This window comes from Acidisphaera sp. S103 (assembly GCF_009765975.1).
Taxonomy (GTDB): domain Bacteria; phylum Pseudomonadota; class Alphaproteobacteria; order Acetobacterales; family Acetobacteraceae; genus Rhodopila.
The window spans coordinates 181489-205877 of sequence record NZ_LMUJ01000032.1 but is presented as its reverse complement, the minus strand read 5'-3'; the positions used below and the strand labels follow the sequence as shown (position 1 = coordinate 205877).

The 24389-nt window shown below is 64.4% G+C and carries 22 protein-coding genes; 8 read left to right on the top strand and 14 right to left on the bottom strand.

Annotated elements, in window-relative coordinates; all coding sequences use genetic code 11:
• Window positions 1-4: 4 nt before the first annotated feature.
• Together GSQ89_RS06970 and GSQ89_RS06965 are read right to left on the bottom strand one after the other, a co-directional pair.
• Window positions 5-961 (bottom strand): bifunctional GNAT family N-acetyltransferase/(deoxy)nucleoside triphosphate pyrophosphohydrolase, encoded by a 957-nt coding sequence (locus GSQ89_RS06970; RefSeq protein ID WP_371734223.1) that lies wholly within the window; start codon window positions 959-961, stop codon window positions 5-7.
• A gap of 179 nt (window positions 962-1140) precedes the next feature.
• Complete coding sequence (locus tag GSQ89_RS06965) at window positions 1141-2061, bottom strand: bifunctional riboflavin kinase/FAD synthetase (protein ID WP_158923378.1); 921 nt, start codon at window positions 2059-2061, stop codon at window positions 1141-1143.
• 234 nt (window positions 2062-2295) lie between these two features.
• Here GSQ89_RS06965 and GSQ89_RS06960 point away from each other — a divergent pair, with 234 nt between their 5' ends.
• The 3 genes from GSQ89_RS06960 to GSQ89_RS06950 all read left to right on the top strand — a co-directional run bounded on the left by GSQ89_RS06960 (window position 2296) and on the right by GSQ89_RS06950 (window position 4127).
• Window positions 2296-2595 carry a BrnT family toxin gene (locus GSQ89_RS06960; RefSeq protein ID WP_158923376.1) on the top strand — a complete coding sequence of 100 codons (300 nt, stop codon included), beginning with the start codon at window positions 2296-2298 and terminating at the stop codon, window positions 2593-2595.
• The gene (locus tag GSQ89_RS06955) at window positions 2576-2875 is read left to right on the top strand and encodes a BrnA antitoxin family protein (RefSeq protein ID WP_158923374.1); all 300 of its coding nucleotides are present in this window, start codon (window positions 2576-2578) and stop codon (window positions 2873-2875) included. The genes GSQ89_RS06960 and GSQ89_RS06955 overlap by 20 nt, the downstream gene beginning before the upstream one ends.
• Window positions 2876-2996: 121 nt before the next feature.
• A complete protein-coding gene (locus tag GSQ89_RS06950; protein WP_158923372.1) occupies window positions 2997-4127 on the top strand; it encodes a M20 family metallopeptidase in 1131 nt (376 codons plus the stop codon).
• Here GSQ89_RS06950 and GSQ89_RS06945 read toward each other — a convergent pair.
• Genes GSQ89_RS06945 through GSQ89_RS06935 form a run of 3 tightly spaced genes read right to left on the bottom strand, consistent with a single transcriptional unit; the run spans window position 4124 to window position 6364 of the window.
• Window positions 4124-4579 carry a DUF3237 domain-containing protein gene (locus tag GSQ89_RS06945; RefSeq protein ID WP_158923370.1) on the bottom strand — a complete coding sequence of 152 codons (456 nt, stop codon included), beginning with the start codon at window positions 4577-4579 and terminating at the stop codon, window positions 4124-4126. The genes GSQ89_RS06950 and GSQ89_RS06945 overlap by 4 nt on opposite strands.
• Window positions 4576-5163 (bottom strand): nucleoside 2-deoxyribosyltransferase, encoded by a 588-nt coding sequence (locus GSQ89_RS06940; RefSeq protein ID WP_158923368.1) that lies wholly within the window; start codon window positions 5161-5163, stop codon window positions 4576-4578. The genes GSQ89_RS06945 and GSQ89_RS06940 overlap by 4 nt, the downstream gene beginning before the upstream one ends.
• A gap of 10 nt (window positions 5164-5173) precedes the next feature.
• Window positions 5174-6364 (bottom strand): phosphoglycerate kinase, encoded by a 1191-nt coding sequence (locus GSQ89_RS06935; RefSeq protein ID WP_158923367.1) that lies wholly within the window; start codon window positions 6362-6364, stop codon window positions 5174-5176.
• A 735-nt stretch (window positions 6365-7099) separates the two neighbouring features.
• Between GSQ89_RS06935 and GSQ89_RS06930 the strand changes: the two genes are divergently transcribed.
• Window positions 7100-12028, top strand: coding sequence for a Hint domain-containing protein (locus GSQ89_RS06930; RefSeq protein WP_158923365.1), 4929 nt, complete (start codon window positions 7100-7102; stop codon window positions 12026-12028).
• A gap of 59 nt (window positions 12029-12087) precedes the next feature.
• Here the strand turns inward: GSQ89_RS06930 and gap are convergent, their stop codons facing one another.
• The 5 genes from gap to GSQ89_RS06905 form a co-directional block, all read right to left on the bottom strand.
• Entirely contained in the window at window positions 12088-13101 is a 1014-nt protein-coding gene (gap, locus tag GSQ89_RS06925; protein ID WP_158923363.1) for a type I glyceraldehyde-3-phosphate dehydrogenase, read from the bottom strand.
• 109 nt (window positions 13102-13210) lie between these two features.
• Window positions 13211-15247 (bottom strand): transketolase, encoded by a 2037-nt coding sequence (gene tkt / locus GSQ89_RS06920; protein ID WP_254073105.1) that lies wholly within the window; start codon window positions 15245-15247, stop codon window positions 13211-13213.
• A gap of 88 nt (window positions 15248-15335) precedes the next feature.
• Window positions 15336-16496: a 5-(carboxyamino)imidazole ribonucleotide synthase gene (locus GSQ89_RS06915; RefSeq protein WP_158923361.1), complete on the bottom strand. Its 1161-nt coding sequence runs from the start codon at window positions 16494-16496 to the stop codon at window positions 15336-15338.
• Window positions 16493-17011, bottom strand: coding sequence for a 5-(carboxyamino)imidazole ribonucleotide mutase (gene purE / locus GSQ89_RS06910; protein WP_158923359.1), 519 nt, complete (start codon window positions 17009-17011; stop codon window positions 16493-16495). Before purE ends, GSQ89_RS06915 begins: the two co-directional genes overlap by 4 nt.
• A 1-nt stretch (window position 17012) precedes the next feature.
• Window positions 17013-17216, bottom strand: a complete 204-nt coding sequence (locus GSQ89_RS06905; RefSeq protein ID WP_104522304.1) for a YdcH family protein — start codon at window positions 17214-17216, stop codon at window positions 17013-17015.
• Between the two features lie 62 nt (window positions 17217-17278).
• On the opposite strand from GSQ89_RS06905, the gene GSQ89_RS06900 reads away from it, so the two are divergent.
• Window positions 17279-17536 (top strand): YdcH family protein, encoded by a 258-nt coding sequence (locus GSQ89_RS06900; protein ID WP_371734220.1) that lies wholly within the window; start codon window positions 17279-17281, stop codon window positions 17534-17536.
• Window positions 17537-17567: 31 nt separating this feature from the next.
• Here the strand turns inward: GSQ89_RS06900 and GSQ89_RS06895 are convergent, their stop codons facing one another.
• Entirely contained in the window at window positions 17568-18146 is a 579-nt protein-coding gene (locus GSQ89_RS06895) for a DUF1013 domain-containing protein (RefSeq protein ID WP_158923355.1), read from the bottom strand.
• 214 nt (window positions 18147-18360) lie between these two features.
• Here GSQ89_RS06895 and GSQ89_RS06890 point away from each other — a divergent pair, with 214 nt between their 5' ends.
• Window positions 18361-18552 (top strand): DUF1192 domain-containing protein, encoded by a 192-nt coding sequence (locus GSQ89_RS06890; protein WP_158923353.1) that lies wholly within the window; start codon window positions 18361-18363, stop codon window positions 18550-18552.
• A gap of 42 nt (window positions 18553-18594) precedes the next feature.
• Here the strand turns inward: GSQ89_RS06890 and GSQ89_RS06885 are convergent, their stop codons facing one another.
• Together GSQ89_RS06885 and rpmE are read right to left on the bottom strand one after the other, a co-directional pair.
• Window positions 18595-19080 carry an Hsp20 family protein gene (locus tag GSQ89_RS06885; RefSeq protein WP_158923351.1) on the bottom strand — a complete coding sequence of 162 codons (486 nt, stop codon included), beginning with the start codon at window positions 19078-19080 and terminating at the stop codon, window positions 18595-18597.
• 180 nt (window positions 19081-19260) lie between these two features.
• The gene (gene rpmE / locus GSQ89_RS06880) at window positions 19261-19485 is read right to left on the bottom strand and encodes a 50S ribosomal protein L31 (protein ID WP_158923349.1); all 225 of its coding nucleotides are present in this window, start codon (window positions 19483-19485) and stop codon (window positions 19261-19263) included.
• 170 nt (window positions 19486-19655) lie between these two features.
• On the opposite strand from rpmE, the gene GSQ89_RS06875 reads away from it, so the two are divergent.
• Both GSQ89_RS06875 and GSQ89_RS06870 read left to right on the top strand, forming a co-directional pair.
• The gene (locus tag GSQ89_RS06875; protein ID WP_158923347.1) at window positions 19656-22250 is read left to right on the top strand and encodes an MMPL family transporter; all 2595 of its coding nucleotides are present in this window, start codon (window positions 19656-19658) and stop codon (window positions 22248-22250) included.
• A 9-nt stretch (window positions 22251-22259) separates the two neighbouring features.
• Window positions 22260-22583: a hypothetical protein gene (locus GSQ89_RS06870; protein WP_158923345.1), complete on the top strand. Its 324-nt coding sequence runs from the start codon at window positions 22260-22262 to the stop codon at window positions 22581-22583.
• A gap of 827 nt (window positions 22584-23410) precedes the next feature.
• Here the strand turns inward: GSQ89_RS06870 and speB are convergent.
• Window positions 23411-24388 (bottom strand): agmatinase, encoded by a 978-nt coding sequence (speB, locus tag GSQ89_RS06865; protein ID WP_158923343.1) that lies wholly within the window; start codon window positions 24386-24388, stop codon window positions 23411-23413.
• Window position 24389 lies beyond the last annotated feature (1 nt).

Genomic DNA, 24389 nt, shown 5'->3' with positions numbered 1-24389 from the left:
TTCCCTAGAGGAAGTCGCGCAGCAGCGGGATCAACGGCTTGTCGGCGGGCGGCATCTCATACTCGGTCAGCTTCGACGCCCGCACCCAGGCCAGCGTCTGGTTCTCCCGCCCCGTCGGGATACCTTTCCAGCGGCGGCACAGGAACAGCGGCATCAGCAGATGAAACCCCTCATAGGCGTGCGAAGCAAACGCGAACGGTGCCAAACACGCTGCAGTCACGTCGATCCCGAGCTCTTCCTTCAGTTCGCGGATCAGCGCGACCTCCGGCGTTTCGCCGGGGTTCAGCTTCCCCCCGGGAAATTCCCACAGCCCCGCCATCTTCTTGCCCTCTGGCCTGCGAGCCAGCAGCACACGGCCGTCGACATCGACCAGCGCGCAAGCGGCAACCAGCAGCAACGGCTTGGCATCGGGACTATCCGTATCGGCTGCCGGTGCTTCGGGACGGCCAAAAATATCGTCGCGCGTCGCCTCGAACACGATAACCGTGTGTTCATCACGGTTGGTCAGGGACGACCGAACGCCGGTCCCCACCTCCCGAAACCCCACACGACGCAGCACTTTGCAGGACCCGTCGTTCCCTTCGGTGACCTCAGCGGCAATCAGGTCCAGCGGCAGGTTGGCGAACGCCCAGCTTGTCATCCGCCGCGCCGCCTCGGTCGCCACCCCATGCTTCCAATACGACCGGCCGACCCAATAACCCAACCGGCCGGTACGGCGGGCGGCATCGAGACGCAGGCCGACAACGCCGACGATTGTCTCCTTCCGGCCTTCCTTGCCCGTGATGGCCAGATGATACGCTGCCCCCTCGGCAAGCTCCGCCTGCGTCGAGGCGATCCACTCGTCGGCCAGGGCCCGCGGATAGGGATACGGAATTTCCGCCAGCGTGCGAGTCACTTCCCAGTCGTTGACCAGACGGTGCAGCGCCTCGGCATCGCCGGGCCGCAGCGGCCGCAGTGTCAAACGCTCGGTCTTCAGGGGTTCGAAGACCGCCCCGGCAGCCGGCTTGGGTTTACGAGCAGTTTTACGGGGCGGTTTCGGTTGTTCGTTGGTGGGAATCGGGACGGACCTTATCAGCATGGCGTTGCCGCAAATTGGCTCAGCGGGGGTGGCGGACGCAAGGGCGGACCCGGCAGGATCCATCACCCGAGGAGCCGCCGAGCCTCGGCTGCGTCGGCGGCAATCTGGGCTTTCAGCGCGTCCAGACCGGAAAATTTAATCTCCGGCCGGATGTAGGTGTGCAACGCCACGGTGATATCGGTGCCGTAGATGTCCTGATTGAAGTCGAACAAATTGACCTCCAGGCGGCTTTCGGTGCCGGCGTTCACCGTGGGGCGGCGGCCGATGTTCGACACGCCTTTATGGATCGACCCGTCCGCCAGGCGGATGGTGACCGCGTAGACCCCCCGCGCCGGCTCCAGATGGCGCCCAAGAGGAACATTGGCGGTGGGGAAGCCAATGGTCCGCCCGCGCTTGTCGCCATGGCTGACGATGCCGCGGATCGCCCATGGGCGCCCGAGTTCGGCGGTCGCCCGCTCAGGATACCCGTCCTGCAGTGCTCTGCGGATGCGCGTGGACGACAGCGGTCCCTGCGAGTCGGTCACCGGCGGCACCAACGTCACGCCCATGCCAAGCGCCTCCGCCCGATCGGCCAGGAAACTGGTATTGCCGCCGCGGCGGTGGCCGAAGGCGAAGTCCTGGCCGGATACCAGGTGGCGAACACCGAAGCCCTTGTGCAGCACCTCGCCGACAAAGTCCTCGGCGGTCATCAGGCTGAATTCGTGGTTGAACGGCAGTTCATACAGGAGGTCGACACCCAGGGCGGCCAGGGCATCGGCGCGTTCGGCGGACAGCGTCAGACGGAACGGCGGGTCATCCGGCCGAAAGACCTCCCGCGGGTGCGGCTCAAAGGTCAACACCGTCAACGGAGCGTCCGGCCTCGCGGCATGGGCGGCTCGGATGACGCTGGCGTGGCCAAGATGGACGCCATCGAAATTGCCCAGCGCAACGGTGGCGCCGCGGGCATCTTGCGGCAGATCCCGCCAATTGGTGAAAATACGCATCAGAGGCGCTTGAAAACCGAGGAATGGGATTCGTTGATGGTCACTGCGTTCTCCTCGACAGGCTGTGTCCGCTGTAAGGTGCCGCTTTTAGGTGACAGGTTCAAATCGGTGGTTTCCGAAGGCCGCAAGGGCAGGTGTCTGGACAGCCGTGGCTCCTGAGAAACACATATTGCCCTCCACTTAATCTGTAGCTACGTTTTGGGCACTACAGGGCTGGAGCGGCGGATAAAGAGCGTGGCGCGATGGACATGGGACCCAGAAAAGGCCCGAACGAATTTATTGAGCCACAAAGTCAGCTTCCAGCTCGCTGAGCGGATATTTGGAGACCCCATGATCGCAACCAAGCTGGATCCCTATCCACGGGAGGAGCGATGGCAATCCGTCGGCCAGCCAAGTGCCGGCAGTCATGTCACTCTTTTCGTTGTGCATACCGATCCTGCGATCCAGCCGGACGGAGAGGAAGAAGGCCGGATCATCTCGGCTCGGCGCGCCACGTCGCACGAAAGGAAAGAGTATGAGAAAGGGCAATTCTGACCCGCTGCCACCGAATCTCGCGGCGGAACTGGCGGCTTTGGAAGCCATGCCGGAGGACGCGATCGACACCAGCGAAATGCCGGAAGTCAAGGATTGGTCCGAGGCGCAGCGGGGACGGTTCTACAAACCCAAGAAGGTGCAAAAAACCCTGAGAATCGATGCCGATGTGTTGGCGTGGTTCGAAGCGCAAGGTCCCGGGCATCTCACCCGCATGAACCGAGCACTACGTGCTACGATGCTTTTGGAGATGCGGCGGAAAAAGAAACGCGAAGCCGCATAGATACAGGCAGCGGGCAACTGAGCGTGTGAGGTAAAAAGTTACCGGTGGTAGCGTCACAGCACGGCAGAATGCGATAAGCGACGCACGGACGCAGCCTCGAACCGCACACGAAAGGAACACAATGCCGGCGACTGAGGTTGGAACACCCGAAGACCTGCTGACCGAACTATCGGCATGGGTGAAAATAGAAACCCCGACGACCGACGGTTCGGCGGTCAACCGGCTGATGGACGTGGCCGAGGGCGAACTGTCCCGAGCCGGAGCGGCCATCACGCGCATCCCCGGGCGGAACGGGTATGGCGACAACCTGATCGCCCGTACACCCGGCACCTCAACTGAAAAGCCGATCCTGGTCGCCGGACACCTGGACACGGTCTGGTCGCACGGCACGCTCAACTCGATGCCCTACGTGGTGGAGGGCTCCCGGGCGCACGGCCCCGGCATCTACGACATGAAGGCCGGCAGTTTCCTGGCGTTCCATGTCCTGCGCTCGATCCTGCGGCAGAACATCGCGACGCCGCGGCCGATCGTGCTGCTGCTGACCCCGGATGAGGAAGTCGGCAGCCCCACCAGCCGCTGGCTGATCGAGCAGGAAGCGGCCCAGGCGGCGACCGTGCTGATCCCGGAACCAGCCGGTGGCGGCGGCGCCTGTGTGACCGCCCGCAAGGGTGTCGGGCGGTTCACGATGCGGGTGGAAGGGCGCGGCGCCCATGCCGGCAGCGCGTTCGACGACGGCGCCTCGGCGATCGTGGAGTTGTCGCACCAGATCATCGGATTGCACCGCATGGTGGATGTCGAGCGCGGCATCACACTGAACGCCGCACCGATCTGGGGTGGATCACGCCCGAACGTGATCGCGCCCGACGCCGGATGCGAGATCGACCTGCGCGTGAACTCGGCCGCCGACGGCGTCCTGATGGAAGAAAAGCTGCTCGGCCTGACCGCAAAGACCTCCGGATGCCGGGTGATCGTCGAGGGTGGAATGAACCGCCCGCCCTACACCGAATCGCCGGCGATCTCGGCGCTGTACACGCACGCACAGGGAATCGCCCAACAGGTCGGGCTAGCGCTGCCAAAGCAGCATCGCGGCGGCGGATCGGACGGCAACTTCGCGGCCGCGCTAGGCGTTCCGACACTGGACGGGTTGGGCTGTCCCGGCGCCGGAGCACATGCGAGCCACGAACACATCCTGTGGGGCCACCTGGCACAACGGGCGGCGCTGATGGCGGGACTGCTGGAGACCCTCGCTTAGCCAACCTCGAAAACATTGATCTCGACATGATCCGGATAGCGGGCGCCGGACGCGAGGAACAACGGGCGGGTCAACCACTGATAGTCCGGCGCGGCCGTCTCGAACCGCGGGGTCGTGCGAAAATAAACGTCGTTCGGATCGACGATCTCGCCGTTGGCGATGCGGGCCATCACCTCCGGTGGCCCAAAACGGACTCCCGTATTGACGACATAAATCAACGCACCATCGTCGAGACGGACGATATAACGAGCTTCCAGCGTCGTGTAGCCGTCCGGACGGATCACCTGGAAGTCGGCGCCCGCCGACAGCACCTCACCGTTCAGCCGCGGCCCCTTGATCGTCCCGCCGACAATCGGGATGACGCGCCGCAATCCCTCAGGGGTTTCCCCAACAACGATCGGCGACGCGATCAGCACATGAAGATCGGCTGTATGGACCAATGTCGGCGTCATGACGGCACCTCCGGCGAGGCGGCAGCGCCCAACGCATCCGCGGCCGTCTGGACACAGCGTTCGAACACCGACAGGTCGTGCCAGCGATCCTGATCGTCGCAAATCACGGTACCGCCGGACTCGGTGATACCACCCTCGATCATCAGATTGTCGAACAGCCCGAACTGCTCCACCAGCAGCCCGTCGGGATCCCACCAAGACCCGTCCGCCGCCTGCCGTCCACCGCCGATCGACGACAAAGTGCGATCGAGAAACGCCGTCGCCACCGTCGCATAACCGAACACCGGCAGCCCGAGACCGCGTGCAAAGCCGATCTCGAAAACCGTGCCGACATCGGCACTGGGTCCGCGAAACGGCGTCAGGTTGGCGATGACCGCCGCACAGCCGCGGATATGCGCCTCGTTTCGGCGCGCAATCCGGCGCCACTCGGGCAGTCCGGCCCACGCGGGCGGCTCATTCGGCAAGTCGTCGAGCGGCGAGACGCCGGTCAGGCGAAAGCCGGCGCAGATCGCCTTCTTCCGCCCCATCCACGCGACGGCATCGGGCAGAAACACATCGGGGCCGGCGAGGTAGACCCTGGCCATGCGGCGTCTTTCAGCCCTCCAATGCGGCGACGCCCGGCAGCGTCTTGCCTTCCAGCCACTCCAGGAACGCACCGCCCGCCGAGGACACATAGCTCAACCGGTCGATGACCCCGGCATGGCGCAGCGCCGACACCGTGTCGCCGCCGCCCGCCACGCTGCGCAACCCCGCCGTTTCAGTAGCAGCGGCCACTGCCTTGGCCACGGCGACCGTGGCGGCGTCAAACGGCGGCGTCTCGAACGCCCCGAACGGGCCGTTCCAGACAAGGGTTTTCAACGACGGCAGCAACTGGCCCAGCGCCGCCACCGAGGCCGGTCCGACGTCCAGGATCATCGTGTCGGCCGGAACGGCATCGATGGATACTGTTTCGGTAGGCGGATTGGGCTTGAATTCGCGCGCGACGACAGCATCCGTGGGCAGAACGATCCTGCAGCCGGCCGTCCGCGCCTTGTCCAGAATATCCAGCGCGGTGCCATGCATTTCGGCTTCCTGCAAGGATTTGCCGACCCCCTTCCCCTGCGCCGCCAGGAAGGTGTTGGCCATCGCACCGCCGATGATCAGGACATCGACCTTGGCTACGAGATTGCCCAGCAGCTCCAGCTTGGTAGACACCTTGGCGCCGCCGACGATCGCCGCGACGGGACGCACCGGCTTGCCCAGCGCGGCATCCAGCGCCTCCAGTTCGGCTTGCATCAGCCGGCCGGCATAGGATGGCAGCAGATGCGCCACCCCCTCGGTGCTGGCATGGGCCCGGTGCGCGGCGGAAAACGCGTCGTTGACGAATATATCGGCCAGCTTGGCCAGCGCCGCGGCGAAACCGGGATCGTTCTTTTCCTCGCCGGCATGGAAACGGGTGTTTTCCAGTACCAGCACATCGCCCGGATTCAACAGCTCCACCGCCTGTTCGGCAGCAGGACCGATGCAATCCTCGACGAAGCGGACCCGCCGGCCCAGGACCTGCCCCAGCGCCGCGGCCATCGGTGCCAGCGACATGGACGGCACGCGCTTGCCCTTGGGACGATCGAAATGGCTGCACACGATGACCCTGGCCCCCTTTTCCGACAATTCGCGAATCGTTGGGGACAGGCGCTCGATCCGGGTCAGGTCGGAGATTTTGCCGTCCCGCATGGGAACATTGAGATCGGCACGCAACAGAACGCGCTTACCGGAGACGTCAACGGTATCGAGGGTACGGAAAGGCATCAGACGGGGTTCCTGCATGGGCGCCTCTCGACCTTGATCGTCGTGGCGGCGCGTGGCGTGTTGGACGGCATGGCCGGATCGGCCGGCCGCGATAATACCGCGATTTGCCAAACCCCGACCAGGGTGGCCACGTAGTTTCGAGTCAGGCCCTGAGGACAATTGTAGGTCATCGCGGCAATGCCAAATAATCATGTGAATTCCGCCTCGCCGGAAACAAGATTGCCCGAGCATAGGGTGCAAAAGGCTCGGCTCAAATTCCCCGACCACGCGATCTCAAGCGCTACGGCGGTGCGTGACAAGTCGAGGGCAATGCCCAGACAAGCGGATGCTCCGGCAAACGCCTCTATGATACCCGAACAGGGATGTTCCGCACGACGATTACTTGGCAGATGCCATGCCAGGGCACCACATCAAACTAAAGTAGTATACAAGTAAAAACTTACACCTATCCGTCAAGGCAGTAATTTCGACTGCCTTGTACGTCCGTCGCCAACCACAAAATAGAAAATTACCTAGCGAAAGCGCCAGACAATCGGTTGGCGCAGTTGACATAAGACATAATTGAAGCTATTCAGCTGTCATAGTTAGCCGGTAATGAGCATGAACAAACCGGATGCTAAGGGATCGTCAGTCAGTCCTGGTGTCGGGTGACTTGGAGTACGCCAAATTGTTTCGATAAAAGTATAAAAACAATAATATCTCCATTGCATCCGTATTGGCCGGGAGTGGTTTCTCATGTCGGGATCTACCTGGACGTGGATTGGCGGTACCATCAATGTGGACAGCCCCAGTGACTGGGAGCTGACCGCCGGCCCAGGCAACACCACAAACATTCCAGAGAGCGGCGATACAGCAATCAATACTGGAACTTTGGTGGGTTCCGGGCTGATCGCCGCCTCGCTCATCAATAGCGGCACCGTCGAGGCATCCAACAACAGCGTCCCGGGTTCCTCCACCGGTGGGGAACTGGAAATCCAGGGGTCGGTCAGCGGCAACGGGTCCATAACCATCGAGCCAGGTGCAACGTTGGCGATCGACGGCACGCTCGGGGCGGGACAGACGATTGTCTTCAGCCCCGGGGCGCCGGAGACGCTGATTCTGGGCTCGCCCACCGCCACTACGACAAACGCGATCACCGGCTTCGCCGACGGGGATAAGATCGAGATCGCCAACGGCATGGTGATCTCTTCTGGACCCATTTTCACAAACGGCCAAACGCTGACGATAAACCTGCAAAACGCTGGCGGTGTGAACAGTAGCTACGCTTTTACCAACATAAGCTTCGCGGCGAGTACCGTGGCGGTATTCAATTGGGAGAACGACCCCGCCACTGATGATCCGGCCATCTTCCCCACCCGGGATTTCTCTTGGATCGGCACATCGGGCGGCAATCTTGCCACGGCCTCCAACTGGATCGATGAAACGGATGGCAAGGATCCGGCCCTCGCGCCTCCCGTCGCGACCGATACTGATTCTTTCAGTAACGGCATCGGCGGCGCACTCATCGGCACGATAACAGCGGAGATGCTCTTTTTTAACAATGCCGGCACCTGGTCCATCGGGGCCGGAACAGAAATGTTCGCCTCACAGCGATTGTTCGTTGGAGGCGGGACAACCGGAAGCCTCACAATCGGCGCCGGCGGTATTTTGATCAGTGGCGGCAATATTTTTGTTGGCAATGCTCCCGGAGGCAACGGAACCCTCACCGTCAGCAGCGGCGGATTGCTGCGACAGAACGGCCCGGCGAACCCCGACGGGTACGATATGGAGATCGCCAGCAACGCGGCCTCGGGGACTCTGGCGGCCTCGGTCGGCTTGGTGACGGTAACGGGTGCAGGGTCTCTCATCGACATGGGTGCCAATGGCATCGTTATAGCCGAGGATGGTGGAAACGGCGCACTGACAGTCTCCCAAGGTGGTTCCGTCAACGCGACCACCTACAATTCGAACCTCTATAACTCAATCGCCATCGGCCGGCTTGGCAACGGAACTCTTACCGTTACGGACCCGGGTTCACGGGTCAGCGCCAACGGTCTCGTCTATGTCGCCCATACCGAGACCGGCACGCTGACCGTGGAGAATTCTGCCACGTTCCTGGCGACGCCCGACGCAACCGGGGTCGCAGGGGTCATCATCGGTGAGGGGAATGATAACGGCGTCGGTGGCACCGGTATCGCTGATGTCACGACCGGCGGCGACCTGCTCAGTCAGGGTTATGTGATCGTCGGCCTGCGGGGAACCGCCGGCCAACTCACAGTCAATGGCGGTACGGTGCAGGTCGGCACCACCCTTGCCGTGGGAACCGGTGGGACGATCACGGGGACCGGCGGAGTGATCGCCAACGATACCACCGAATCCGGTAACGGCACGCTCAGCATTGGCACCGGCGGCACCGTGGAACTGACCGGGACGGCGCAAACCAGCAGCTATGGCGTCTACATCGCTTCATCCAACAATGGCACCAATCCCTCGGAAAGCGGGGTCGCGACTGTCAGCGGCACCGGTGCGCTGCTGAACGCCAACGGCAACGGCATCGCTGTCGGCCAATACGGTTCGGGCACTCTAACGGTCTCCCAAGGCGGCACAGTCGTCTCCGGAACCGCGAATTCGAGCATCCTCGCCGCGCTCGGTATCGGACGACAGGGCGTCGGAAATGTGATCGTCGACAGCGGCACTCTTCTGGCAAACGGCGAAGCCTTTCTCGGGCGAGCTGGAAGCGGAGATCTGCTGGTCGAAAACAACGGCAGTGTGCATGTCGGCCTGGACGGCACCGGCAGCACGACCGACGGCGCTCTCCAGGTCGGCGGCGCCGGCTACACAGCCGGCACGCTGCTCTACGTCGGCGGCACCGGAAGCATGGAGGTTGAAAGCGGCGGGATCGTCAGCAGCCAACTCAACATCGATGTCGGCTACGACGGCTCGAATGGCACCCTGTCGATCAACCACGGCATTGTCGAAACCAGCCAATTAATCCATATCGGCATCAGCACGACAGCCGCGGTCGGCGATACGATCATCACCGCGGCCGGCACGACGGCTGTGACCGCTCCCACACTGGAAGCGGGCAATGGTTCAGTGGATATCGGCCCCGGCGGGACGTTGATCTCGACCAGCGCGGCGCTGAGCATCGCCGCCTCCGGAACCTCCAGCATCGTCATCGGCGGGGGTGTCGGTGTCGTCGCCGGCGTCACGGTACACGGCGCCGGCGCGCTGCTGTCGGCCGGGAACAACCGCCTGGGTGTCGGCGACGACAGCGAGGGCAGCCTGCTCATCAGTCAAGGTGGATCGGCGTTTGCCGAAAGCGCTGGCGTCGGCAGCCCGGCCATGTATATCGGCGCGACGGACACCGGCACGATCAGCGGCACCGGTGCAGTGACCGTCACCGACCTGGGTTCCGGTCTCACCGCGCTCGGCCAGTTGAACGTTGGCTGGTCCGGAATCGGAAGCCTGCTGATTCAGAATCAGGCGAGTGCGTTCACCGGCGGCTACGTCAACGATCCGGCGCAGGGCCTTGACGTCGGAACGGACGCTGGTGCCTCCGGCGCCGCCACCATCACCGGCCCTGCGTCCCTCCTCTCCAACACCGGTGCGTTCATCGTGGGCGACGCCGGCCTGGGCAGCCTGTCGATCCAGTCCGGCGGCACGGTCATCACCTCCCCCGGCACAGTCGCGGACCTTGCCGGCGCCGTCATCGCGGCGCAGTCCTCGGCCGCCGGCTCTTCGGTCACCGTCACCGGCGGCGGCTCCGGCTGGCGGATCACCGGCAGCCTGGACGTCGGCATGGCCGGCGCCGGGGTTCTATCCATCACCAACGACGCCACCGTCACCGCTGCCGCGCTGGATGCCGGGGTGCAAACCTCGGGCACCACCGAAGGCACCGGCCAGATCAGCCTCTCGGGGGCCGGCAGCAACCTCGACATCAGCGGAGGCGCCACCATCGGCGACGCCGGTTCAGCCAATCTGTCGATCCTCGACGGCGCCACCTTCGCCGCCGGCAACCTGACCATCGGGTCGCAGGGCACCGGTAGCGGCGCGGTCTTCCTGTCCGATGCGGGCAGTGCGCTCGACATCGCCGGCACCCTCAACGTCGGCACCGCCCTTGGCGTGGGCGAACTGACGCTCGGCCCAAACGCCTCGGTATTCGCCTCGAAAATCGTGCTGCAAGGCGCCGTGGTCAACGAAGGCGGCCTGCTCGACCCGACCGAGATCGACATCACCCAGGGCCAGTCGATCGTCGGCTTCGGCACCGAGGGCGCCATCGGCGCGGTCATCGTCAACGACGGCCTGATCGAGGCCGCGGCCGGCACCAAGCCGTCGCAGAAAGTCGAAACCGTGATCGGCACGATCGTCGGCACCTTCGACGGGCTATCCGGTTCGGGTGAGTTGCTGATCAACGCCGGCTCGACCCTGGAGCTGACCGGCGGGCCGGTGGACGGCTCGCAATCGGTGGTGTTCGGTGCCAACAGCGGCGCGCTGGTGGTGGGCGACATCGGCGGGTTCCAGGCCGTCATCACCAACTTCGTGGCGGGCGACACGATCGTCGTGGACACGCCGACGCCGGCGACGTTCACCCAGAACGGTTCGGTGGTGTCGGTGGTGCAGAACGGCACGACCCTGGGCACGCTGGACTTCGCCACGCCGCAGATGGCGCAGGCGGCGTTCGTGACGGCGGATGCGCTGGTGGACAACGCGCTGTGCTTCCTGGCCGGCACGCTGATCGACACGCCGGACGGACCGGTGGCGGTGGAGCGGCTGGCGGCCGGCGATCGCGTGCGAATGGCGAGCGGTGCGGTGCGGCCGGTGATGTGGGTGGGCCACGGCCGGGTGCTGGCGACGCGTGGGCGGCGCAGTGCCGCCACCCCGGTGATCGTGCGAAAGGGCGCGCTGGGGCCGAACGTGCCGTCGCGGGGCCTGCGCGTGACCAAGGGGCACGCGCTGTGGTTCGACGGCGTGCTGATCCCGGTGGAGTTCCTGGTCAATCACCGCTCGATCCTGTGGGACGACCGAGCGCAGGAGGTGTCGGTCTTCCACGTGGAACTGGAGACGCACGACGTGCTGGTGGCCAACGGCGCGGCGGCGGAAAGCTACCGCGACGACGGCAACCGGTGGTTGTTCCACAACGCCAACAGCGGGTGGGACCAGCCGGCGAAAACGCCGTGCGCGCCGGTGCTGACCGGCGGCCCGGTGGTGGATGCGGTGTGGCGGCGGCTGCTGGACGCGTGCGGCCCGAGGCCATCGGTGCCGCTGACGGAGGATCCGGATCTGCACCTGCTGGTGGACGGGGCGCGGGTGGAGGCATCCCACCGGACAGGGGACACCCACGTGTTCGCGGTAGACGCCACGGCTTCGACGGTGCGGCTGGTGTCGCGCGCGGCGGTGCCTCAGGAACTCGGGGTGGCTCGGGACCCACGCTGCCTGGGTGTCACAGTGCGGCAGGTGGTGGTGCGACAGGGCACGCGGTTCCGGGTCGCTCGTGGCGACGATGCGCGGCTGGAGGCGGGCTGGCACCCGCTCGAGGCCGGCTCCGGACTACGCTGGACGGACGGCAACGCAGCGCTGCCGGGGGCGCTGTTCGCCGACTTTTCCGGCCCGTGCGAATTGGTGGTGCATATCGGCGGCACCACCAGGTACGTCGATGACGGGGAAGTTGCAGCGGTCGCCTGAAAGACCACCGCATGAAGGTCGGTTCCGGAGCGCCGTCAGCGCTCCGGAACCGACCGCTTCTAAATGCTTCCGAACAACGCGGCGGTGTCGGACATACGGTTGGAGAAACCCCACTCGTTGTCGTACCACCCCATGACCCGCGCCAGCGCGCCATCGACCACCGAGGTCTGGGTCGCATCGAACGTGCAAGACGCCGGATTGTGGTTGAAGTCGATGCTGACCAGCGGCACCTTGTTGTAATCCATGATGCCGGCCAGTTCGCCTTTGGAGGCGTCCTGCATCGCCGCGTTGATCTCGTCCTTGGTCGCCGGCTTCGACAGGTTCACGTCCAGCGACACCAGCGAAACATTCGGCGTCGGAATGCGGATGGCCGTGCCGTCCAGCTTGCCCTTCAACTCCGGCAATACCAAACCCACCGCGCGAGCCGCACCAGTCGAGGTCGGGATCGCGGAAACCGCCGCCGCTCGGGCGCGATGCGGGTCCTTATGCAGCGAGTCCTGCAGGTTCTGGTCGCCGGTATAGGCATGGATGGTGACCATGTAGCCGCGCAGGATGCCGAACCGCTCGTGCAGCACCTTCGCCATCGGCGCCAGGCAGTTGGTGGTACAGGAGGCGTTGGAGATCACCGTCATATCCTTGGTGATCGTCTTGTGATTGACGCCATAAACGATCGTCGCATCGACCTCATCCGCCGGGGCGGAGATCAGCACCTTGCGCGCGCCCGCCGTAATCAGTGCCGATGCCTTGGCTTTGCTGGTAAAGATTCCGGTGCATTCCAGCGCCACATCGACGCCCTGGTAAGGCACCTTGGTCGGATCGCGTTCGGCCGACACCTTCAGCGGCCCATAGACCTTGCCGTTGTGGCGGATGGTGATGGTGTCGCCCGACACCTCGACCTGGCCGGGAAAGCGGCCATGCACGCTGTCGTAGGCAAAAAGATGGGCGTTGGTCTCGACGCTGCCGAGGTCGTTGATGGCGACGGGGACCACGTCATCCCGGCCGCTTTCGATAATGGCGCGCAGTACGAGGCGCCCGATGCGTCCAAACCCGTTGATCGCGACCTTGACGGCCATGATTTGCTTCCTTTCCGCTACTTGCCGGTAACTCACATCTGCTTATTGGCACATCATTAAGATAAATCAACGGTCGGGCTCTGCGCAAATCGCGGATTTGACGCGCGTTTTACCCAAGACGGCGTATCACCGCCGCGATCACGGCCTCCGGCGTGATGCCGAAATGCGTATACAGGTCCTCGTATCCAGCCGACGCGCCGAAGCCGGTCATGCCGATGAACGTGCCGTCGGGCCCCAGCCACTGATCCCAACCAAAGCCGCTTGCGGCTTCGATCCCGACACGTGGCGCGCCACCCAGCACCTGGGCACGATAAGCCGCGTCCTGCTGCGCGAACAGTTCCCAGCAGGGCAGCGAGACGACCGCGACCGCGATGTTGTCCCCGGCCAGCTTCTCCCGCGCGGCCATCGCGATCGGCACTTCCGACCCGGTGGCGATAAGGGTGGCCTGGCGCGCACCGTCGGCTTCCGCGAGGACGTAGCCACCGCGCGCACTGCGATTCTCGGTTATATCCGTCCGCCATGCCGGCAACTCCTGCCGCGACAGCACCAATAGGCTCGGTCCATCCGAACGACGCACCGCGAGCTCCCAGCACTCAGCCGTCTCCATCGCATCGGCCGGACGGAAGACGTGAAGGTTGGGCATAGCGCGCAGGCTGGCAAGATGCTCGATCGGCTGATGCGTCGGACCGTCCTCGCCGAGACCGATGGAGTCGTGGGTCAGCACGTACACAACCCGCTGGCGCATGATCGCGCACAGGCGCAACGCCGGCCGCAGGTAGTCGCTGAACACGAAGAGCGTGCCGATATAGGGGATGATCCCGCCATGCAGCGCCATGCCGGCGGCGGCGGCGGCCATGCCGTGCTCGCGAATGCCGAAATGGATGTGACGGCCACCGTAGTTGCCGGCGGAAATCGAGGCCATGCCCCTGACTGGAGCCAGGTTGGATCCGGTCAGGCCGGCGGACCCGCCAAGCAGTTCGGGTGTCGCGGGGACCAGGGTTTCCAGACACGCCTGACTGGATGTTCGGCTGGCGCGATTGGGCCGGCCGTCGGCGATGTCCTGTTTCAGTTCGGCCACGGCCTCATGCCAGTTGTCCGGCAGGCGGCCGGCCATGACCCGCTCGAACTCGCCGCGCTGGTGATGCCGGGCGAGGCGCTTCAACCAGGACCGGCGGGATGTGGCGCCCCTTGTGCCGGCCGCCTGCCACCGATCCAGCAGGTCGCCCGGTGTGTCGAAGGGTAATCCGTGCCAGCCCAGACGCCCCTTCGCCTCAGCGACCTCCCGCGGCGTCGAGGATAAGCCGTCAACGCCATTGATCACCGCCTTGGCCGGCGCATCCGCACCGATGATGGTGCTGCACGCGATCAGGGTTGGCTTCTTCGAACGCACGGCAAATGACAACGCCGCATTGATCTGGTTCGGGTCGTGGCCGTCCACCTGCTTGGTCGCCCAGCCACAGGCGGAAAAGCGCTTCAGCACGTCATCCGAGTAAGTCGGCGCCGCATCGCCATCAATCGATACCTGATTGTCGTCGTACATGACGGTCAGCTTCGACAGTGCCAGGTGTCCGGCCAGCGCCGCGGCCTCATGGCTGATCCCCTGCATCATGTCGCCGTCCGACGCGATCACCCAGGTCCGGTGATCCACCAGCGATTTACCGAAACGCGCCGCCATGTTGCGTTCGGCGATCGCCATGCCCACCGCGGTCGCCAGGCCCTGGCCCAACGGACCGGTCGTGGCCTCGATCGCCGGGTGCGCGCCATACTCGGGATGGCCGGCGGCAGGCGAGTGTAACGTCCGGAATCCCCTGATGTCGTCGACGGACATGCCTGCATGTCCGGTCAGATGGATCAGCGCGTACAGCAACAGCGACCCATGACCGGCGGACAGGATGAAACGGTCGCGGTCAGGCCAGCGTGGATCGGCGGCATCAAATTTATGAAAGCGGGTCCATAACGCGGTCGCGACATCGGCCATGCCCATTGGCAGGCCAGGATGCCCGGACTTCGCCTGTTCCGTGGCATCGATCACCAAAGCCCGGATCGCATCCGCCATGCGCCGCTCCGGAGTCACGGGGCGGGCCAAAATTCCCGCCTGAATAGCCAGGGTTGGATAATTGGGCGATGACTCGGCTGCAACAGCCATGCGAACTCCTTGGGCCGGCGCTATAGGCGGCAAGGCGTGGTCCGGCAACCCGGCAGGTCTTATTTCCGGGCCGGAGAACCCGGGGCGGTCAGGTTTGCGACAGCCTGCCCAAGGCAGCCTCGATGCCGAAATCCCCAGGCAGGGCGCCGCGCGGGAACAGCTTCGTCACATGCCCCATCTTGCGGCCCGGCAACGCCTCGGCCTTGCCATACAAATGCGGGATCACACCCGGCTCGACCAGGGCCGCCGGCCAGAGCGCCATGCCGTCCGGCCCGATCAGGTTCTTCATGACGGCGTCCGAATGCCGTGTCGCCGGCGGCAAGGGCAACCCGGCAATAGCCCGTATATGCAGTTCGAACTGGCTCGCGGGACAGGCGTCGATGGTCCAGTGGCCGGAGTTGTGCGGACGCGGCGCGATCTCGTTCACCAGCACCGTGCCGGCGCTGTCGACAAACATCTCCACCGCCAGCAGGCCGATCAGGTCCAGTGCCTCCGCCACGCGACGGCCGATCGCCTGCGCAGCCTGATCGGTTGCTTCGGAAATCCGAGCGGGGGCCAGGGTCAGGTCGAGGATGTGGTCGCGATGGCGGTTCTCCACGGTGTCGAACGACGACAGGCTGCCATCGGCGCCGCGCGCCACGACCACGCTGATTTCCCGGTCGAAATCGATGAAGCCTTCCAGGACGAGGGGCTTCGGACTGAGCCGGTCCCAGGCTGCGTCCAGGTCCGCCGGCGTCCGCAGCATAGCCTGACCCTTGCCATCATACCCGAGGCGGGTGGTCTTCAGCACAGCGGGAAGTCCCAGGCGCTGAACCGCTTCGTCAAGTTCCTGGCGCGAATCAACACGGGCCCACGGCGCTGTCGCGACGCCGGCGCCGTTGAGGAACGTCTTTTCATTCACCCGGTCCTGGCTGATCCGCAGCACCGACGGTGCCGGGCGGACAGGACGGATGGAGTCGAGCAAGTCCAACCCCTCGGCGCTGACATTCTCGAATTCGAAGCTGATCACGTCCACGGCATCGGCGAACGCCCGCAGCGACACCGGATCGCTGTAGTCGCTGATGGTGACGGCATGGGACACCTGCGCGGCGGGACTGTCGGTTTCGCGCGTCAGGATGTGGCAGCGGTAACCCAGGCGCGCGGCAGCCAGCGCTGACATCCGGCCAAGTTGCCCGCCCCCGACAAGTCCGATGGTCGCGTTGGGCGCCAAAGGGAAATGAGTCGGGAAATCTGTCGGAAAACGCGTCATGACGGGTCGGCTGGCGCCTGTTGCGGCGCGTCCGCCACCCCCGCGGTCTGTTCCGCCCGCAGCGCATCCAGCCGGGCGGCAAGCGTATCGTCATGCGTCGCGAGAATGGCCGCCGCCAGCAGTGCCGCGTTCACCGCCCCGGCCCGGCCGATCGCCAGTGTACCAACGGGGATGCCGGCGGGCATCTGGACGATGGACAGCAGGCTATCCATCCCTTTCAGCGCATGCGATTCAACCGGAACACCCAGCACCGGAAGCGACGTCCAGGATGCGCACATGCCGGGCAGATGCGCCGCCCCGCCCGCACCGGCAATGACGACCTTCAGTCCGCGATCCCGAGCGGTGAGTGCGTAATCCCGCAAGCGATCCGGCGTCCGGTGCGCGGAGACGATCTTCACTTCGTGATGTACCCCAAGGCGGGTCAGTATCTCGGCGGCATGGGCCAGCGTCGGCCAATCCGACTGGCTACCCATGATGATGCCGACGACAGGCATTGCTTCAACGGACGGGGACATCTCAGGCGATGCTATCCGGGATCAGCCGGCTTTCCAGCCAGGCGATCTCATCGCGCAGCATCAGCTTGCGCTTTTTCAGGCGTTGCAGGTGCAATTGGTCGGACGCACCCTGATCGGCCAATCGGGCGATGACCGTGTCGAGGTCCCGATGCTCGCTGCGCAGCCCGTGGAGTTTGCGCAATAACGAATCTCTATCGCTCAGCATGATTGCAACCCACGATAGAAATTTTTAACGTTCCTACACGCGAATAGCGTCTGGCCAGATCGATGGCAAACGCGTTACGGTCCCTTGCCGCGGCCATTGCGGTGGTCGCTGGCAGCCAACCGGTCAAACGCGGAGGTACCCAGTCCATGAGTCTGAATACCCGTCTCGACGCTTTAAAGGAACGGCATGCGTCCCTCGAAACCCGAATTTTCGATGAGGACCATCGACCGCAACCCGACGCTGAGACCCTCATGCGACTTAAAGTCGAAAAACTGCGGTTGAAGGAGGAAATGGAGAGGCTACGAACTCTGGTCAACTGAGGAGACACGGTTAATCCCCCCGTCACGCCGGTCAGGCGGCCTCGTCCGCCTCCGGCGGTGGCGGTACAGGAACGGTCCGCCCTTCCCGCTCCAACCGCTCATTGGCCTGGGAAACCGCGGCATTCAGGTCGGTCTGGCTGCACAAACCCAGGATGACAGGATCGCGCGGCTTGATATTCGCGCTGTTCCAATGGGTGCGTTCCCGCACTTTCTGGATGGTGTCCTTGGTGGTGCCCAACAGCTTGCCGACCTGGGCTTCTGAAAGCTGGGGGAAATTGCGCAGCAGGAAAGCGATGGCATCCGGGCGGTCATTGCGCTTCGCCACGGGGGTATAGCGCGATCCTTTCAGGCGCTTCGGCATCGGCAGGGTGTTGACGATCAGCTTCAATCTCGCGTGCGGATCGGCCTCACACTGGCGGATATTCGCCAGCGTGGTCTGGACGTTGGCAACCGGATCGTAGCCGACAATGCCCTGCGCGACCTCACCATCGGCGATGGCTTGGACCTCCAGCGGATGCATGCCGCAGAAGTCGGCGATCTGCGTGAAGGTCAGGGCGGTTTTCTCGATCAGCCACACGGCGGTGGCCTTTGGCATCAACGGAAGGGTCATGGCTTTCACACTCTCAGGGTCGCCGGCGGATGTTTTTCATTCTGACGATGTCGCTTGCGGGCCATCCAGCGCAAGTGACGGATCGTAGCCGCGGCCGAATGCCGGATATGACAAGCCGAGGGGGGTGGGTCAAGCGACTTTGGCGGTATTATGTTCGATCCGACGCGCATGGCAGAAACGCCGCGTCGCCGGATGTGGTCCAAGGGAGAACGAAATGGCCCGGGAAGAAGACGAACCCCTGACGAAACGGCGCCGGCTGGAGCCGCTGCTGCTCGATAGTCTGGGGATCGAGGAATTGCGCAGCTACATCGATGAACTGAAAACCGAGATCGCTCGGGTCGAGGCGGATATCGGCCGGAAGAACAGCCATCGCAGCGCCGCGGACGCATTCTTCAAGCGGCCATGAAAAACGGGGACCGGTTGCCCGGTCCCCGCGAACGCTTCCGCGTTACGCCGCCTTCGCGGCTTCCTGCGAGTCGTTGGCAATCGGCGTCGGCGTGGTCGCCGCTGGCGCGCCGTTGCCGATCGCGATCTTGCGGGGCTTCAGCGCCTCGGGCACCACACGTTTCAGGCCGACATGCAGCAATCCGAGTTGGACGTCGGCGCCCTCGACCACGATATGGTCGGCGAGCACGAAGCGACGTTCAAACGCTCGGCCGGCGATACCGCGATGTAGGATCTCGGCCCGCTGCCCTTCATTGGCGACGCGGCCGGAGACAAACAGGGTGTTGTCCTTGACCGTGATATCCAGGTCCTCGGGACGGAAGCCCGCCACCGCCACGGTCAGGCGGTAGGAGTCATCACCGATCTTCTCGATATTGTAGGGCGGATAGCCCTGTGCTTCCTGACCGGAAGCGGCGGTATCCACAAGCCGGGCCAGCCGGTCAAAACCGATGGCGGTACGGAAAAGGGGCGCAAAATCAACGGTAGACATGAGAAAACCTCCTGCAAAGCAAGGTCACTGGTTGCGGGCCGCCCATGAGGGGCCAGCCCTTTCTGTGGGTGTCGGGAACCCCGATGGGCATTCCCGACCCCGACAGAATTAGGCACCAGCGATTGACCGTTCAAGAGGCTTCGCAGAAGCCGAGCGGGCGTTTAGCCCGCACGCCGAAGCTTATTTCTTGCTGCCAAGCCCGGCGAACTTCTTGTTGAACTTCGCGATCTGACCGCCGGTGTCCATCATGCGCTGCACGCCGGTCCAGGCCGGGTGGGACTTCGGATCGATGTCCAGGCGCAGCGTGTCGCCTGCCTTGCCCATGCAGGAACGCGTTTTATACTGCGTCCCATCGGTCATGATGATGTTGATCTCGTGGTATTCGGGGTGAATGCCCGGCTTCATGGTCTGGTTCCTTGCTGGCGCCGCCGATCCCGACCGGCCGCGCGAACGCGGGGCTATAGCGGGGCAGCGCCGCCGGCTCAAGGCATTAAGTTTGATCGCGACAGCGATGGACCCGCCCGGATGGACCGACTATCAGGTGCGGCCTTCACGTCCTTGGGCCATTTTCCCGTATGCTGATCCGCTTGCTCGTCCGTCTGGTCGATTTCAGCCGCCGCCATTCGCTACCAGTCGTCCTTGGCGGCCTGCTGCTGGCCGTGTTCGCCGGCTGGATCGCGTCCCGCCATCTGGGGGTCAGCACAGACACCGACCTGCTGTTCAAGGACTCCCTGCCCTGGCGCCAGCGGGCGATGGAGATGAACAAGGATTTCCCGCAGTTCCACGACCTGCTGGTCGCCGTGGTGGACGCGCGCATCCCCGAGGAAGCCGACGCAACCGCGGCTGAACTCGCGGCCAGGCTTGGCGCCGATCCGGCGCATTTCCGGACCGTGCGCCGGCCCGATTCCAACCCGTTCCTGGAGAAAGAGGGGCTGCTCTTCCTGCAACCGAAGCAGCTATCCGACCTGATGGACCGGACGATCGACGCGCAGCCGTTCCTCGGCCAGCTTGTCGCCGACCCGTCGGCACGCGGCCTGTTCGCCGCGCTGTCCCTGTTGGGGATGGGCGTTACCCAGGGCGATGCGGACCTGTCACCCTACATCGCGCCCATTGGGGCCTTCCATCAGGCACTCTCCGATGCGTTGGCGGGGCATCCGAAGCCCTTGTCCTGGGAAACGCTGTTGGGCGGCGGCCTCAGCAAACTGGCGGGACCGTATCGTTTCGTGCTGGCGCAGCCCCACCAGGATTACGGTGCACTGGAACCAGGCGGCGCCGCCACCAAGGCGATGCGTGCCATCATCGCCGAACTGCCGTTCGTGAAATCCGGCGACGCGCATGTGCGGATCACCGGACAGGTGGCGCTTGCCGATGAGGAATTCGCCAGCGTCGCCCAGGGCGCCGTCAAGGGCCTGATCGGCAGTCTGGTGCTGATCACGCTGTGGCTGTTCCTGGCCGTCCGGTCATGGCGGCTGATCGTGCCGATCCTGATGACGCTGATATTGGGACTGATGCTGACGGTGCTGTTCGCCACCGTCGCCGTGGGCACGCTGAACCTGGTTTCGGTCGGATTCGGGGTCCTGTTCGTCGGCATCGCCGTCGATTTCGCCATCCAGTTCTCGGTTCGCTATCGCGAGTTCCGGTTCGAGACCGGCGACTCCGCCGCCGCGATGACGGAGACCGCACGACGTGTCGGGTTGCAGATCCTGATCGCCGCGCTTGCGACCGCCGCCGGCTTCCTGGCGTTCGTGCCCACCGCCTTCTCCGGCGTGGCCGAATTGGGCCTGATCGCCGGTGCCGGCATGATCATGGCGTTTATCTGCACGCTGGGCTTCCTGCCGGCCGCCATCACCCTGTTCCGCCCCCCCGGCGAGGCAGCCGAGGTCGGATTCACGTTCGCGGCGGACATCGATCCGGTCGTCGTCTACCGCCGGCGAGGGATTCTGCTGGTGTTCGGCATACTGGCGGTGACCGCGGTCGCGGTCTCACCCTGGCTGGTGTTCGATTCCGATCCGCTGGACACCAAGAATCCCAACACCGAGGCGATGCGCACGTTGCGCGACCTGATCGACAATCCGCTCACCAATCCGTACACGATCGACGTGCTGACACCGAACGCCCAGGCCGCACAGGCGCTGGGAGGCAAACTGGAGAAATTGCCCACGGTGTCCGGGGCAATCAGTATCAACAGCTTCGTTCCCGACGATCAGCAGCAGAAGCTGGCGGTGATCGCCGACGCCAACACCATCCTGGCCCCCACCCTGACGCCGCATGGAGCGGCTGCGCCGGTTACCGCGAACCAGATCCGGATGGCCGCCCAGGCAGCCCTGGCACAGATCGACCCGGCCCTGCCGAAGCTGCCCAAGGGTCATCCGCTGGCGTTGATCGCCGACGATCTACATCGGATGCAGACAGCGCCCGACGCGGTGCTGATGGCGACCGATGCCGCGCTGACCCGCTTCCTGCCCACACAGCTTGTCCGACTGCGGCTGGCCCTGAGCGCGGAACCGGTCACGCTGGCCTCGATCCCGGACTATATGGCGCGGGACTGGGTGCTTCCGGACGGCCAGGCCCGGGTACAAGTCAATCCGAAACCCGATGCGCAGACCCCGGCGGGGCTCAAGGCGTTCGTGCGGCAGGTTACCGCCGTCGCACCCAACGCAGGCGGGTCCGCGGTGACGATCGCCGCCACGGCGGAGACGATCGTCGGTGCGTTCCGTGATGCGGCGATCTACGCCGTGATCGCGATTGCGCTGATCCTGTTCGGCCTGTTGCGCCGGGTGCTGGATGCGGCGCTGGTGATGGCCCCGCTGCTGCTGTCGGCGTTGCTGACGCTGCTGGTCGCCGTGGGGCTGCCGCTACCGCTCAACTTCGCCAATATCATCGCGCTGCCGTTGTTGCTTGGCGTCGGCGTGTCATTCAATATCTATTTCGTAATGAACTGGCGTGCCGGGCAGCAACGGCCGCTTGGAAGCGCAACCGCTCGGGCGATCCTGTTTTCGGCCCTGACCACCGGCACGGCGTTTGGATCGCTGGCGCTGTCGGCGCATCCGGGCACGTCGAGCATGGGAAAATTGCTCCTGATCAGCCTGGGTTGTACGTTGCTGGCAAGTCTGGTATTCATCCCGGCGCTGCTCGCAAGCCTGCGGCCGCCCGCGCGTGATCGGACCTGAGAGGCTGTCATGGACTGGAAAACGCCGGCCGTGCTTTCATTGCTGTTTCTGGGCGCCGCCGCGGCCCCCCCGCCGGACTGCCAACCGGACGCGACAAGCGGACAGGCCATGCCGGTCCCGCTTGATCTGGCAGGGCGGCCGAACGCCCAGTCCGGACTGACCGATCAGACATTCGCGGAGCTGCCGGGTAACAATGGCTGCCGCGGCCCGCTCGCGTCCAATGCGCAATCCTCGACGCTGCGAAATGACTCGAGCGATGCGCTGCACGGCCTGCCCATGCCGGACGCCCTGCGGCCGATCGACCAACCGAAACGGGCGCCGGACTTCCAATAACGCGCACAATCCGGTGAAACCAGGCATTTGCGGGCCGAATGCCTCTGCGAATGCCCACTTAGATGCGGTGTCGTCCTGAAAGGAATCATCGCATGAAGAAATTATTGTTGGCTGTGCTGATACCCCTGAGCCTCGGAGGCTGTCTGAGTTTCAGTGACACCTCCTCACCACCGCCGACGCACACGACGGTCGTCGTGCCGCCGGGGTCGACCGTAAGCTGCTCGAACGGTCAGCCGGGTCCTTGCTGAGTTGATGTCCATGCCGGCCGCCGTTGACCTGGCCTTCTCCGGTCAACATCGGCCGGTATGAGTTTCCACAGGCAGCCCGACCCGCCGTGAACGAAACGCGGCCTGCGAAAGCCACGGCTTCTCTTTTTTCAGGCGGATGAAGCAGGATAAGGGCGGATGAAGGGGGTTGCCTTCGCGATCAGGCTTGGGCGGTGATGTAGCGGATTTCGACTTTGGATTGGCCGAAGTTAATCAACAGGCATAGGGGTTAGCCCGTCACCCGCAAGTCGTTTCGGCATTGCGGGAGATGGACGTCGCTCAGCGCCGACCACCGCGGGTTCGACTCGGAAACCTTTTCAACGAACCCACGACCGAGCGCAGTGGCAACCCGAAAAGCACACCCAATGATCCGCTCGGTCACCGGCCCCAGCAACCGCGCATCTCCTTTATCCATCTTCATCCCGCTAATCCGCCTTAACAAACCTACCTTGACGTCCGTGCCGACGCCTGAAGGGGGCGCGAAGACCTTAAGCTGCGGGCGCCAATGAACCATGCATCTCCCGGAACGGCGGACAACCCATGGGCGGTTTCTATCGAGTCTCACGTACGCTTGCCGCGACGTGCCTCCCAGGCCTCGGTCAGCAGGCACAGGATTTCGAACAGCATCGAAGCGCCGTTGAAAGCGGTCAGCGAACCGACGTCGAATGGCGGCGAGACCTCCACCAGATCCCCACCCACGAAGTCGATGCCGCGTAGTTCGCGCAGCAGGCGCAATGCCTGCAGGGCGGTGATGCCGCCAGCCTCCGGGGTGCCGGTGCCGGGTGCCTGGCTTGGATCCAGGCTATCGATGTCGAACGTCAAATACGTGGGCCCATCGCCGGCGATGCGGCGGGCTTCCTCGGCGGCGTAGCGCCAGCCTTTGTCGTCGAATTCCTCCATCGGCAGGACGCGCATGCCGCTGCGCTGGCTGAACCCCCACATGTCCGGGTCGTTGGTGGTGCCGCGTATGCCGATCTGGGTGACCCGGTTCGGGTCCAGCAGGCCTTCCTCCACCGCCCGCCGAAAGGGCGCCCCGTGATGGAAACGCGAGCCCATATAGTCGTCGCCGGTGTCGCAGTGGGCGTCGATGTGGATCATCCCCACCGGACCACGGGCCGCCACCGCCCGCAGGATCGGCAGGCTGATAGCGTGGTCGCCGCCCACCGACAGCGGCACGATGCCGGCGGTGATCAGGATGCGATAGAATGCCTCGATCTCTTTCAGCGCGGCCTGCAGCTCGTACGGTTGCTCGATCCAGCAATCGCCCAGGTCGCGGACACGGGCGTTGGCGAACGGCGTGATCCGGGTGATGGCGTTGATACGCCGAAGCAATGTCGATTGTTCACGCACCGCACGTGGGCCATGACGCGTGCCGGAGCGGTTGGTGACTCCGCCATCGAAGGGCACGCCGACAATGCCGATATCCACGTCATCGGTCTGTTGCGAGGCAGGTGTTCGGAAAAAAGTCGCGATGCCGGTATAACGGGGATGCGCCTGCGGGTCCTGAAAGTCCTGGTACTTCTCCGGCTGCTTGATCATC

Coding starts and splice junctions, on each gene's coding strand:
- GSQ89_RS06965 (WP_158923378.1), bottom strand. CDS start 2,061: ATGCGTATTTTCACCAATTGGCGGGATCTGCCGCAAGATGCCCGCGGC.
- GSQ89_RS06955 (WP_158923374.1), top strand. CDS start 2,576: ATGAGAAAGGGCAATTCTGACCCGCTGCCACCGAATCTCGCGGCGGAA.
- GSQ89_RS06950 (WP_158923372.1), top strand. CDS start 2,997: ATGCCGGCGACTGAGGTTGGAACACCCGAAGACCTGCTGACCGAACTA.
- GSQ89_RS06945 (WP_158923370.1), bottom strand. CDS start 4,579: ATGACGCCGACATTGGTCCATACAGCCGATCTTCATGTGCTGATCGCG.
- GSQ89_RS06940 (WP_158923368.1), bottom strand. CDS start 5,163: ATGGCCAGGGTCTACCTCGCCGGCCCCGATGTGTTTCTGCCCGATGCC.
- GSQ89_RS06935 (WP_158923367.1), bottom strand. CDS start 6,364: ATGCCTTTCCGTACCCTCGATACCGTTGACGTCTCCGGTAAGCGCGTT.
- GSQ89_RS06930 (WP_158923365.1), top strand. CDS start 7,100: ATGTCGGGATCTACCTGGACGTGGATTGGCGGTACCATCAATGTGGAC.
- gap (WP_158923363.1), bottom strand. CDS start 13,101: ATGGCCGTCAAGGTCGCGATCAACGGGTTTGGACGCATCGGGCGCCTC.
- tkt (WP_254073105.1), bottom strand. CDS start 15,247: ATGGCTGTTGCAGCCGAGTCATCGCCCAATTATCCAACCCTGGCTATT.
- GSQ89_RS06915 (WP_158923361.1), bottom strand. CDS start 16,496: ATGACGCGTTTTCCGACAGATTTCCCGACTCATTTCCCTTTGGCGCCC.
- purE (WP_158923359.1), bottom strand. CDS start 17,011: ATGTCCCCGTCCGTTGAAGCAATGCCTGTCGTCGGCATCATCATGGGT.
- GSQ89_RS06905 (WP_104522304.1), bottom strand. CDS start 17,216: ATGCTGAGCGATAGAGATTCGTTATTGCGCAAACTCCACGGGCTGCGC.
- GSQ89_RS06900 (WP_371734220.1), top strand. CDS start 17,279: ATGGCAAACGCGTTACGGTCCCTTGCCGCGGCCATTGCGGTGGTCGCT.
- GSQ89_RS06895 (WP_158923355.1), bottom strand. CDS start 18,146: ATGACCCTTCCGTTGATGCCAAAGGCCACCGCCGTGTGGCTGATCGAG.
- GSQ89_RS06890 (WP_158923353.1), top strand. CDS start 18,361: ATGGCCCGGGAAGAAGACGAACCCCTGACGAAACGGCGCCGGCTGGAG.
- GSQ89_RS06885 (WP_158923351.1), bottom strand. CDS start 19,080: ATGTCTACCGTTGATTTTGCGCCCCTTTTCCGTACCGCCATCGGTTTT.
- rpmE (WP_158923349.1), bottom strand. CDS start 19,485: ATGAAGCCGGGCATTCACCCCGAATACCACGAGATCAACATCATCATG.
- GSQ89_RS06875 (WP_158923347.1), top strand. CDS start 19,656: ATGCTGATCCGCTTGCTCGTCCGTCTGGTCGATTTCAGCCGCCGCCAT.
- GSQ89_RS06870 (WP_158923345.1), top strand. CDS start 22,260: ATGGACTGGAAAACGCCGGCCGTGCTTTCATTGCTGTTTCTGGGCGCC.
- speB (WP_158923343.1), bottom strand. CDS start 24,388: ATGATCAAGCAGCCGGAGAAGTACCAGGACTTTCAGGACCCGCAGGCG.